We start from the raw sequence: 12,637 nt of genomic DNA on the forward strand, positions 1-12,637 counted from the left end.
AACCGCCCAAATTAAGGGCGGTTCTTTTTTACACGTTGTTATATAATAAACAAATAGTATAAATTTCTACATTTTCGACATAAATGCTTGTCGTCTAGGAAATATTCCTCAAATTTGTATGAAATTAAAAAGTGTATGACTTTCGCTATGCGAAAATGAAAACAAATATAAACTGATGAAAGTAGCTGTAGTAGGTGCTACCGGTCTGGTAGGAACCGTAATGTTAAAAGTATTAGAAGAAAGAAATTTTCCGGTAACAGAATTAATTCCTGTAGCGTCAGAACGATCTATTGGGAAACAAATTTCATATAAAGGCAAGGAGTTTTCTGTAGTAGGACTTGCTACTGCCATAGAAATGAAACCAGATGTTGCCTTATTCTCTGCTGGAGGAAGTACTTCTCAAGAATGGGCTCCAAAATTTGCAGAAGCAGGAATAACTGTTATCGATAACTCGTCTGCATGGAGAATGGATCCTACAAAAAAACTAGTTGTTCCAGAAATCAATGCTAAATCATTGACCAAAGAAGATAAAATTATTGCTAATCCTAATTGTTCTACTATACAATTGGTTATGGCTTTGGGTCCATTACATGATAAATATAAGATAAACCGTGCTGTGATTTCTACGTACCAATCTATAACAGGTACCGGAGTAAAAGCAGTACAGCAATTAGAAAATGAATATGCTGGTGAAAAAGGAGAAATGGCATATCCATATCCTATTCACCGTAATGCCATCCCGCACTGTGATGTGTTTCAGGAAAACGGATATACCAAAGAAGAGATGAAATTGGTAAACGAAACTCAAAAAATTCTTGATGACCGTACTATTGCAGTAACAGCAACAGCAATTCGTATTCCTGTAGTTGGTGGGCATAGTGAGAGTGTAAATCTCGAATTTGATAGTGATTTCAATGAAAACGAAATACGACAACTTCTAAACGAAACCTCTGGAGTTACTGTACAGGATAATCCTGATACCAATACGTATCCTATGCCAATCTATGCCGAAGGCAAAAACGATGTTTTTGTAGGTAGAATTAGAAGAGATCACTCTAGGGAGAATGCTCTTAATATGTGGATAGTATCAGATAATCTACGTAAAGGAGCTGCTACTAATGCAGTGCAGATAGGAGAATACCTAGTTGAAAATGAACTTATAGGGTAGTCTATCCTAACAATAGTATTAAAAAACCCTTGCTTTCTGAATATAAGCAAGGGTTTTTTTAGTTAATCATGATAATTTTTCATTCTCTTACTTTAGGCACAGATATATGATTTCCTAAAAACAATGCATTCAAAAACAGACGATTGGTGCCATACCAAGAACCTCTAAAATTGGGATTATCAGCAAATAGAATTACACGTCCACTACCTAATTTACTTACAATTAACGAAGCCGAAGGTTTTAAGTAATTTTCATAGTTATCAGCAGAAATATAACCATCTATATGTGCGTTTTCTGTATACTTGGCAATCGTAGAATATGGATTTTTACTGGGGGCAATAAACACCTCATTATTTTTATATACCGGAAGAGAAGTATCACGATACCCAAAACCTAAAGGATGAGTGATATCCAGATCAACTTCAAAAATAGCACCTCCCAGACGCTCACGACCAATATGCTCTCCTGCATCAACATAAGGTAATCGTTTTATTTCTTTACTTTTTATTGTATCCTTTGGTTTTTTGGTAAGTTTCTCTTTTACAATTTTCTTATCAATCGCCCATTTTGAAGCTCTAGCAATAGTAACCAAGGTATTTCCTTGTGATACCCAATCTTTTATTTTTTTCTGACGAAGAGAATCTAATGTATTATATCTTCCCGAAACCATAACCAATACATTATATTTTTTTAAAGGTACATTGCCAAAATCACTAATTTGTAATTTTGTTATAGGCATATGCACTCGTGTGTCCAGCAAATGCCATACCTCTCCCGCTTCATAAGAACTAACGCCTTTACCAACCAATAATAATGCTTTTGGTTTATCCAACTTCTGAAAATTCCTGCTCCCTAAATCAATTCCTGATACGCTAAAACCAGAATCTACTGAATATATGGGCACATCATATGTATCCTGTGCTTCTTTAATGATTGCATAAACCTCGTCATTGGTTTTCTTCTGCTTACTTACCGGTACCATCACACTACCATAATTAAAGCTTTTATTTCCTTCTGAAGTTATACTACTAAAAGGTTTAAATGCTGAAGCTACTTTTAATCCTTTAGACTGCATAAAATATAAAGCTGCCGGGGCATTATAATCATCCCAATCCATGATATATGCATAGTCAGATTTTGATACTTTTGAAACATTCACCAGTCCATCTGTTGAGAGAATTTCCTCGCTTATATCAGCAGATTTTAAGCCTTTATATTTCATATTATAAAAATTGGCTATACTCCAGGCCGACGCATCATAAAACACACTATCACGATACTTATTATAGGTTTCAAAAATCGTTTGTACCATACGCTGTTGAGGCTGCTTTACAGGCACAACAAAACGCGATCCTTTTTTATAAACCTTTATATGATGAAGTAATAGTTTATCTATAAAAGCTTTATTTCTATTATGATCATATGCATCACCAAACTCATACGCCTCATTTCCTTTTTTGAAAGTACCACTAACCGCCGATTTAAAAAAGTCTTGTTGATATTTACGAAGTTTGCTCTTATTATCAACCGCAGCTTTAACAGTAGCAATACTAGATATATACTGATTACGAATCGTAAATGGAAACGATATGGTTCCATAATCTGTATCCTGTAAATGCCCGCGAGAGCTAGCTTGCTCAAACAATAGTGCTAATGCTCCTTGTAAATCGGGATACGAAGAACCATATCCAGGATAGGTGCCATCAAAAGCTTCTTTGGTAAAATAAAATGAGCCAATATTATCCAAAGCTTTAGAAAAATACGGAGCAAACAAATTGTTTAGATCCTCATAATTCTCTTTAGGCATAATAGGATCCTGAGAACCAATGGGTTTCATAGGTTCAAAAAAATAGGTGCTATTCGTTCCCATTTCATGAAAGTCGGTCACCACATTAGGATACCACTCATGATACCATTGTAATTTTCCTCGACTCTCTGGATTAATCCCTAGCAACCAATCACGATTAAGATCAAACCAATAATGGTTAGTACGTCCCCGAGGCCACATTTCGTTATGCTCTGCATCATAATTATCACTTACCAAAGGAGTTCCTCTAAATTGGTTTGCCCATTGCGTATGTCTGTCACGCCCATCTGGATTGATTGTCGGATCAATAAATATTACAGCATTTTCTATATAATTTTTCACTTCTGCACTAGTAGATGCCACCAATGTATATGCTGTTAACATAGCAGCTTCTGAACTAGAAGGTTCATTACCATGTACATTATATCCTAATTGAACAAAAATTGGTACTGCATCATAGTTAGTAGGTGTCTCAAAAGGATTGGTAAATGCCAAATGCTGTTGTTTTAGTACAGAAAGCTTATTTAGGTTTTCTGGAGTAGAAATAGTAAGTATTACTAATTTTCTGTTTTCATGAGTTTTTCCATAGCTAGTGATCGTTGCCCGATCAGAAGTTTGTGCAAGTTTAATAAAATATGCTACAATTTGATCATGGCGCGTATGCTGCTGTCCAATAGGATATCCAAGAAATTCTTCGGGTGAAGGGATTTCTGAATTAAAAGGTGCTTTGTCTTTAAGAAAATAATCCTGCGCAGTAGCAGAAAAAACAGAGAATACACAAACCAAAAAGTTGATTTTTAGCAAGTTAATTAGTTTCATTAGTTTTTAGATTAAATAGATTAGCCACATAAAAATAATTGAAGTCACTTATAATAAAGAGACAGATCAATGTATAATCTCGAAAGGTATTTTTTTAACTCTGGTTTTCCTTGATATTTGTAAGGTTTTTAACATTTCTCCCTCTAATACAGCAATTTAATCCCTTAAAAAATATTAAAAATGAATAAATTGATTTTAATCTTAAGAATACTATTGGGAGCAATGTTAGTCGTTTTTGGAAGTAATAAATTTTTTGAATTCATGCCTGCTTTTGAATTTGCCAATCCCAATGCTGGTATTTTTTTTGGTGCATTAGCCAATAGTTATGTACTAAAAGTAGTAGGAATCATCGAAGTGATTGTTGGACTTTTGCTTCTTACAAATAAAGCCATTCCCTTTGCCTTGATATTATTAGCCCCTATTTCTGTAAATATTATTTTGTTTCATGCCACATTAGATCCTGCCAACATTGGTCCCGGAGCGTTAGTTTTCCTTATAAATGCTTTTTTAATATTTAAATATTGGGACAAGTATAAAACACTTTTCTAAAACCAAAATTTTTCGTTTCTTACAGAAAATTCTGACTGCTCCTACATATTAATCCTACATAGTGCTATACCCCAAAGCAATATGGTAGAAACCTTACTTTCTTTACAGGTTAATTGCGGAGCAGTCTTTTTTATATTTTCTTTAGCATTTATACCCACATCTTTTGATAGATTTGTGAATCTAACGCATTACATCATGAAAAAAGCAATCCTTGTATTATCCATCATTACAGTAATGGTGGCTTGCAAAAACGAAACTAAAGAAGAAACCTCTAAAACTACCATTGCATTGAACTACCCTGAAACTAAAACAGTAGATACAGTAGATACGTATTTTGGTACTCAAGTAGAAGATCCATATCGGTGGTTAGAAGATGATCGTAGCAAAGAGACCGAAGACTGGGTCGCTACACAAAACAAAACCACTTTTGGGTATTTAGAAAATATTCCTTTTAGAAAAGATCTAAAAAAACGTTTATCAGACCTTTGGAATTATGAGAAAGTTGGCTCTCCTTTTAAAGAAGGAGATTATAGCTACTTTTATAAGAATGACGGACTTCAAAACCAATATGTTATCTATCGTTTTAAGAATGAAGGTGATGAGCCCGAAGTTTTTCTAGACCCTAACACCTTTAGTAAAGATGGTACGACATCTCTGGGTGGAGTATCTTTTTCTAAAAATGGAAAACTTGTAGCCTATTCTATTTCTGAAGGAGGTAGTGACTGGCGTAAAGTAATTGTTAAAAATGCTGAAACCAAAGAGATCATAGAAGATACTATTGTTGATGTTAAGTTTTCTGGGATATCCTGGAAAGGTAACGAAGGCTTTTACTACTCTAGCTACGATAAGCCTGAAGGAAGTGAGCTTTCTGCCAAAACAGATCAACATAAGGTATACTACCATACTCTGGGTACTTCTCAAAAAGACGATGCCTTAATTTTTGGCGGTACCCCAGAAGAAAAGCATAGATATATTGGTGCAAGTGTTACCGAGGATGACCAATATCTTATTATTTCTGCAAGTGTTTCTACATCAGGAAATAAGCTATTTATCAAAGATCTTACAAATCCAAATAGTAAACTCGTTACTATTATGGGAACCACAGATAGTGATACTTATATTATAGAAAATGTAGGTTCTAAGCTCTACCTTGTTACCAATCTAAATGCTCCTAACCAGAAGATTGTAACGGTAGACGCCTCTAATCCAACTCCAGAGAACTGGAAAGATTTTATTCCCGAAACCGAAAATGTATTAAGCCCTAATACAGGAGGAGGATACTTCTTTGCAGGATATATGGTTGATGCTGTTTCTAAAGTATTGCAGTATGATTATGATGGTAAATTGATTCGTGAAGTAGCATTACCCGGAGTAGGAAGCGCAAATGGATTTGGCACTAAAAAGGAAGAAAAAGAATTATATTACTCCTTTACCAACTATAAAACACCTAGTAGTATTTATAAATACAATATTGCAAAAGGTACTTCAGAATTATATCGTAAACCAAAAATCGACTTCAACCCAGAAAATTACGAAAGCAAACAAGTTTTTTATACTTCTAAGGATGGCACAAAAATCCCAATGATTATCACCTATAAAAAAGGGATAGAGCTTAATGGTAAAAATCCAACCATCTTATATGGATACGGTGGGTTTAATATTAGCCTTACTCCTGCGTTTAGTATTGCCAATGCGGTATGGATGGAGCAAGGCGGAGTATATGCAGTACCTAATCTAAGAGGTGGTGGTGAGTATGGTAAAAAATGGCACGTTGCCGGAACAAAAATGCAAAAGCAAAATGTATTTGATGATTTTATCGCTGCAGCAGAATATCTTATAGAAAATAAATATACATCTAGTGATTATTTGGCTATTCGCGGCGGATCTAATGGAGGACTACTTGTTGGTGCTACAATGACACAACGACCAGATCTTATGAAAGTAGCACTACCAGCTGTTGGTGTTTTAGACATGCTACGCTATCATACTTTTACTGCAGGAGCAGGATGGGCATATGACTATGGTACATCAGAAGAAAGTAAGGAAATGTTTGATTACATCAAAGGATATTCTCCTGTACATAATGTAAAAGCAGATGTACAGTATCCTGCTACTCTAGTTACTACAGGAGATCATGATGACCGTGTTGTACCAGCACACTCGTTTAAGTTTGCAGCACAGCTACAAGCAAAACAATCTGGTGATAATCCTACATTGATTAGAATTGAAACCAAAGCCGGTCATGGTGCAGGAACACCGGTAAGCAAAACTATAGAACAATATGCCGATATTTTTGGGTTTACTCTCTACAATATGGGATATGAAGTATTACCAGAAAAAGTTACCGACGAAGTAAAAGGGTAATCTTTTTAACTGAGAGTCGTAAATATCTCCGCAAACTATAATTTGCGGAGATATTTTATTTTACATATGTTAGGGGTTTACTTTATGGGATTGTAATTGTTTTACAAAATAGGAAGGATAGATCCCTGTCTTTTTATAAAAAAACTTAGAAAATACTTCAGCAGAATTAAAACCAGCTTCAGCTGCTAATGCCTTAATCGTATAATTTTGAAATTTACTATTTGTTTTTAACTCTTTTATAATATAGTTTACTCTAAGATCATTTATATAATGAGTAAAACTCTTTTTCCTGTAAAATTTGATCACCTTGGTTAAGTATTTAGAATTCGTCTTTAATTTGGAGGCTAAAACACCTGAAGTAAGATTAGGTTTTAAAAACCATTTATCAGACTCAAAAGTATCTAATCCTATCAAAATCATTTCTACAACCTCATCAGCAATCCCAATTTCTTCTTTTTTAGGAATTATTTCTTTAAAAGACTCCTTCTTTTTCTCTTTCATTAGTTCTTCAAATCGAATCTTATACTTTTTGTTTTTCTGATAATGGATTATAAAAGAAATAATGATTATGCCTATAATAAATATTAAAATCAGCAGCCCATAATTCAATCGATCATTTCGAGTATCCAGTTCGTTGATGAGTTTTTCTTTTTCTTCAATTAAAATAGGAACTTCATAATCCTTATTTAATTTATCAGTGATATATCTATAATTACTATTAAATATACTATCATTATACAACAATCTATTGATATAGTACAATTGGTTATTTTTATCTCCTAGAGATTTATAATAGGCTATAATATCTAAGTAAGCCAACCTGGTTTCTTGAATTAGATAATCAGATTTTTGAGCAAGGGAATCTATTTTTTTGTAGTACCTAATTGCTTCTTCTTTATTGGATAATCCAGCATAAGATTTTCCTAAAAAAAGATATGCATCAATTAGATCATGATTTTCAAGATATGATATTTTTTCTGGCTGCAATACTTCTGTTATACTATTAATAGCCCTAGTATATTTTTGTTTATGATAATAAATTATTCCTTCATTCAACTTAAAAAAACGCATTACTTTTTTTCCTTCAGAAATTCTAAGCCCATCATTATTAATATTCTGAGCAGAATCTATATCTTTATTTTGAATATATGTATTTACTAATTCGGTAAGAGTAACAAGGTAACTTAATGAATCATTTGGTCCTTTGTCTAATTTTGTCTTTCTATAAGCTAATGCCTTTTTAAAAAGTGATTTTGCCTCCTTATATTTTCCAAATTTTCTTTTCAATAAAGCTATATTGTGATTTGAAATGGCTATATAATGCAAGTTATTTGTTTCTTTGGCATACGTTAATCCTTCAAGATAATGATCAAGAGCTATAGTAAATCGACCTTGCTTATGGTATAAATACCCTTTATGCATATAAAAAAAAACAGGAAATTTAGGGTGATTAATGTTTTTTGTTACATGTATACTACTATCGATAAAAACGATGCGCTTTTCTATATCATTTGGGTAAAGAGTAGATTTCAAAAAATAACCCATTCCTATTTCAACAATATTATTATTATTTCTAGCCTTTCGTAAGTAAGCTTTTGCATACATATCTGCTTTATCATGACTTGTATCCGAGATATTATAAAACTTATTACTAAGTTGTTTAAAATCTAATTTCGTCAAAGAATCTATAATAGTAGATTTTTTATCCTGACCGTAGAGCAAATTTTGGCACAGTAATATGATACATAAATAAAAAAATACTTGATATTTACCCATTTTAATTTATTAGTTATCTCTTTAGATAAGTCTTATCTCCTCAAGATATTACCTTAAAAATTAGAAAAAAGTTTCTCTATTAACTTTTTACCTCGTTTTCTAAACAAAGCAAAGATACATTTAATATTAGGCCCATAAAACATTAGTTAAATCCAATATAATCAAGGAGTCATAAAATATTTAGCTCCATAACGCTATAGTCTTAATTCTAGAATTTCTATCCAATGATTCTAGAATCTGGACTTACTTCTCTTGTAAACCTGTCACTCTTCCTCCTACATTTGACTCAACAAAAAATGGAAATTATGCAAGCCGACTCACAATACGATAAAAATAAATTTATGTCTGATATCCTACAGGCATTACATCTTAAAATGGATACATTTATGTACAATCTGGTACATTATACCCCTTATGAAATCATATTGTATAGCTGGATAAATGCCTGTTATACCAAAGGAAAGACCAGTGATGAAACCATACAACTCATCTATAAAGCGCGTAATATACTATTGCTTAACCTAAAAAATGGTTTGTGTAATCCCCCAAAGCCTATCGATACCTCTTCTTAAACTTATCTACTTATGTTTATGCATTATAATCAACTATGTACTACACAAAAAGCTTTGGTACATCGCAAATTAATAGCAAGAACAAAAGCTCCCCAAGAGATCGTGCTTAAGGTACTCGCACATATTAACCCTGTATTAAAAATAATAGACCGGGATGTACTTATGATGTACTATATGATGAGCAAAATAGAGCAGAGAATACAAGAAGAATTACGAATATCAAATACTGAATGATGAATATCGAAGTGTTGAAATGTAAAGCCGAAAAATTTAAAACAGCAAAATGTAAAAGTAAAAAACCCGATGTGAGGAGTCAGGAACCGGTAGTGGAAAATATCGAATACTGAATATAGAACTAACAATAAAATTTATCTAAATACTAAACAATGAGAAACATCATTCAAGATCTATTAACACAGGAAGAAAGAGATCAGGCCGAAAAATTAGTGGAACAGCTAGAAACTATGTTTACCAATAAACTAGTAGCCCTGACAGAAAAAGAACGAGGGAGCTATAAGGCCATTAATGAGACCAATAAATTGTTTGTAAATAAGGTTTGGGATTATCGCCAAAACAGCAGTACGCTTAGTTCTCCTGATGTAGACTGGGAAGAGTTTGAAAAAGATTATAAAGCTCGTGTATTTGCAGAAAACCTATTGGGTCGTTTAGAAAGCCTGGCTTATCGATTAGAAAGTACCAAAATTCTGCATGATTATGATAATTACCAGGATTCTTTAAATGACTACGCCTATTCACAGTATAGTAAAGGAGCGGGGAAACCTGGTTTTACAGAAAAAGTAGCCGAACTGAAGCAGTTTTTTAATCGTACCAAAAGTATCCCAAAGTCAGACAATACAGAAAAATAGGTGATAAAGACCTTCTGATGGATCAAAAAGACGTTCTGTTAGGCACCAAGCTCTCAAATTTAGGGATTGGGATCCCAAAATTGGATGTCGTACATCTAATTTTAGAGTACAGAGACTCAAATTTAGACTTATGACACCCAACGTTAAGCCTCAAAAGTCTAAATTTTCATCAAAAAGATCCAACAGAAGGTCAAAAAGACGAAATCATTGATAAACAGTATACAAGTTTTAAGTAAAAGGGGGCAAATTTTGACCCAAGAGGTCGAAAATCCTACAGTAACCATCAAATTTTGACCTCAGGGCATTAAACAATTGCAAAAAATAAACTAAAGGGAAAACACATTATGAACATCATTATCAAACAGATTGAACTTATAGAGCGTATTGATCAACTTATTCGCTTACAAGCCACAGGATCACCAGAAGATCTTGCCTATCGATTAGGAATCTCTAAAACCAAATTGTATCGGGTAATTAATACTATGAAATCCCTGGGTGCCCCTATAGAATATGATATTACCACACAGAGTTTTGTTTATGCAGAAGCTGTAGGGTTTACATTTGGATTTTATAAAAGTAAAACAAGTACTCGCATAATTAATTATTAACAAAAAGTGACCTTATAAGCATAGAAACCTAAATCCTACCCAAGGTTTGTATACCAGGTATATAAAACCTAAATGTACTAATTACTACAACGTATTTTTTTAGTACCCATTTCACAAATCTCTAATTAACTTTAAAACAAACAATTATGTTTTTATCCTTTTCATTTTCAATACTGCTTTGGCAGATACTCAATGTCGTATTTTTTATTGGTATCATCTTTTTTATTTACAAGATATATAGCATGATAAAAAAAATTTACAAAAAAGTTGTTGAAGAAGATGACCTTTAAAAACATTTTATTAATATAATTAAACTCATGAAAAAACTATTTTTTATGGCAATGGGCTTTGCCCTATTGCTAACCTCTTGTTCTAAAGATGACTCAATTTCTGACGAAAACTCTTTACGATCTGAGTTAGGTATTGACGATTAAAAATTAAGTTTAGCTCAAATTGAAGAAATAAGACAAAATACAGAACCCATTGAATTTAAAAACCTAGAAGAAGCTAAGAATTTCTTAAATGGAGATATAACGTATACAAAAGCTAATTTTTATGAAGCATTTAATTCTCAAAAAACTAAGTCTTCTAACACATATCCTTTGCTTCTATTAAATGGTAATAATGAATTACTCATGACTTGCCCACCAATAATATTAGATCCAGTTGAAAGCTGTGATAATAATAATGGAAGTGGGCAAGGTAATGGATGTGGTTCTGGTACTGTAACACTTAGTATAAGACAAAACGGAACACTAAATTATAATGTAGACGTTTCTTATAACAGCAATGACACCGGGGTACAAGCTACTGGTGTAAACTCCTACATTTCTGGAGTTACATTAGGAGTGAGTTGGACGCAAAATAGCGTAAGTCAAAATGTTAATGGTAATACTATTGAGTTTGAAGTAAACGGAACACTAAACTATAATATAGTATTTGAAGGAATTGGTACTGTTTATAAAAGAAGAACTACCTTGAAAGGTACATACGATCCTTGTGGAAATAATGGAGGAGGTTCTGGGGGTATAGAAGAGTTTTTACAAACGGCTAATTAGTACTCCTAAAGCTTAAGATTAAAAAAATCCGTTTTCTGAAAAGAAGCGGATTTTTTTAGTTAAAGTTCAATATATTTGAGTAATGTTAAAAGTAGATAATATATCCTTCGCGTATGATAAACTTTCCGTTTTAAAAAACGTTAGTTTTACTATTGAAAAAGGGCAGCATATTGCCTTAATTGGTGCCAGTGGTTGCGGAAAAAGTACCTTGTTAAAAATCATTTATGGCCTTTTACAAGTACAGCAAGGAGAACTATCCTGGAATGACACTAAAATATTAGGACCGCATTTTAACCTTGTTCCTGGTGAGGAAAACATGAAATACCTCTCACAAGGTTTTGAGCTACAATCCTATCGCAGTGTTTCAGAAAATATCGGGCAATATTTATCTAATTTTCAGCCAGAATTAAAACAAGGCCGGGTGGATGAGTTACTCGACATTGTAGAAATGGCTGATTTTGCCAATACCAAAGTAGAGAACTTGAGTGGCGGTCAAAAACAAAGAGTAGCATTGGCAAAAGCATTAGCTAAAAGACCAGAATTATTATTACTTGATGAACCTTTTGGGAATATCGACAACTTCAGACGTAGTTCTTTAAGAAGAAATCTATTTAGATATCTAAAACGTAATAAAATCACAAGTATCACCGCTACACATGATAAAACAGATATTCTCTCTTTTGCAGATCAGACCATTGTTATTCGACAGGGTGAAATTTTAACTCAAGAAGATACGATCGCTTTATATCAAAATCCTACTGACTATTATATTGCTTCTCTTTTTGGAGAAGTGAATGAAATACAACTTTCTTCATTTACAACATCTGATAGTCAGGATACTATTCTTGTCTATCCCCATGAGATCGAAGTTAACCCTAATTCTATGACAAAGGTGCGAGTAAAAAATGCGTATTTCAATGGAGGGTATTACTTGATTGAAGCTGTACTCGACCATACCATTCTCTTTTTTAATCATCATAGTAAATTAACCGCTCCCAAAATGGTCGGGATTACAATTTCTGAAGAAATCATTGAGAAAAGAAAATGAAT

11 protein-coding genes are annotated in these 12,637 nt (G+C 33.1%); 9 read left to right on the top strand and 2 right to left on the bottom strand.

The window, feature by feature from the left end:
- Nucleotides 1-175 precede the first annotated feature (175 nt).
- On the top strand, nucleotides 176-1,168 hold the full coding sequence (locus DK441_RS10770) for an aspartate-semialdehyde dehydrogenase (protein ID WP_106791877.1): 993 nt from the start codon (nucleotides 176-178) through the stop codon (nucleotides 1,166-1,168).
- A gap of 79 nt (nucleotides 1,169-1,247) precedes the next feature.
- Here DK441_RS10770 and DK441_RS10775 read toward each other — a convergent pair whose 3' ends face one another.
- Nucleotides 1,248-3,794, bottom strand: a complete 2,547-nt coding sequence (locus DK441_RS10775) for a M14 metallopeptidase family protein (RefSeq protein WP_109098734.1) — start codon at nucleotides 3,792-3,794, stop codon at nucleotides 1,248-1,250.
- Between the two features lie 180 nt (nucleotides 3,795-3,974).
- On the opposite strand from DK441_RS10775, the gene DK441_RS10780 reads away from it, so the two are divergent.
- On the top strand, nucleotides 3,975-4,343 hold the full coding sequence (locus DK441_RS10780; RefSeq protein ID WP_109098735.1) for a DoxX family membrane protein: 369 nt from the start codon (nucleotides 3,975-3,977) through the stop codon (nucleotides 4,341-4,343).
- Between the two features lie 195 nt (nucleotides 4,344-4,538).
- Entirely contained in the window at nucleotides 4,539-6,707 is a 2,169-nt protein-coding gene (locus DK441_RS10785) for a prolyl oligopeptidase family protein (protein ID WP_109098736.1), read from the top strand.
- A gap of 69 nt (nucleotides 6,708-6,776) precedes the next feature.
- Here the strand turns inward: DK441_RS10785 and DK441_RS10790 are convergent, their stop codons facing one another.
- The gene (locus DK441_RS10790) at nucleotides 6,777-8,387 is read right to left on the bottom strand and encodes an AraC family transcriptional regulator (protein ID WP_160112043.1); all 1,611 of its coding nucleotides are present in this window, start codon (nucleotides 8,385-8,387) and stop codon (nucleotides 6,777-6,779) included.
- 320 nt (nucleotides 8,388-8,707) lie between these two features.
- Here DK441_RS10790 and DK441_RS10795 point away from each other — a divergent pair, with 320 nt between their 5' ends.
- The 6 genes from DK441_RS10795 (at nucleotide 8,708) to DK441_RS10820 (ending at nucleotide 12,635) form a co-directional block, all read left to right on the top strand.
- The gene (locus DK441_RS10795; RefSeq protein ID WP_160112044.1) at nucleotides 8,708-9,055 is read left to right on the top strand and encodes a hypothetical protein; all 348 of its coding nucleotides are present in this window, start codon (nucleotides 8,708-8,710) and stop codon (nucleotides 9,053-9,055) included.
- 12 nt (nucleotides 9,056-9,067) lie between these two features.
- Nucleotides 9,068-9,289: a hypothetical protein gene (locus DK441_RS10800; RefSeq protein WP_160112045.1), complete on the top strand. Its 222-nt coding sequence runs from the start codon at nucleotides 9,068-9,070 to the stop codon at nucleotides 9,287-9,289.
- Nucleotides 9,290-9,441: 152 nt separating this feature from the next.
- Nucleotides 9,442-9,921: a hypothetical protein gene (locus DK441_RS10805; RefSeq protein WP_109098740.1), complete on the top strand. Its 480-nt coding sequence runs from the start codon at nucleotides 9,442-9,444 to the stop codon at nucleotides 9,919-9,921.
- Between the two features lie 344 nt (nucleotides 9,922-10,265).
- The gene (locus DK441_RS10810) at nucleotides 10,266-10,529 is read left to right on the top strand and encodes an HTH domain-containing protein (protein WP_109098741.1); all 264 of its coding nucleotides are present in this window, start codon (nucleotides 10,266-10,268) and stop codon (nucleotides 10,527-10,529) included.
- Nucleotides 10,530-11,131: 602 nt separating this feature from the next.
- Nucleotides 11,132-11,587, top strand: a complete 456-nt coding sequence (locus DK441_RS10815; protein WP_160112046.1) for a hypothetical protein — start codon at nucleotides 11,132-11,134, stop codon at nucleotides 11,585-11,587.
- Between the two features lie 82 nt (nucleotides 11,588-11,669).
- The gene (locus DK441_RS10820; RefSeq protein ID WP_109098743.1) at nucleotides 11,670-12,635 is read left to right on the top strand and encodes an ABC transporter ATP-binding protein; all 966 of its coding nucleotides are present in this window, start codon (nucleotides 11,670-11,672) and stop codon (nucleotides 12,633-12,635) included.
- Nucleotides 12,636-12,637 lie beyond the last annotated feature (2 nt).

The organism is Aquimarina sp. AU58, assembly GCF_900312745.1.
GTDB classification, from domain to species: domain Bacteria; phylum Bacteroidota; class Bacteroidia; order Flavobacteriales; family Flavobacteriaceae; genus Aquimarina; species Aquimarina spinulae.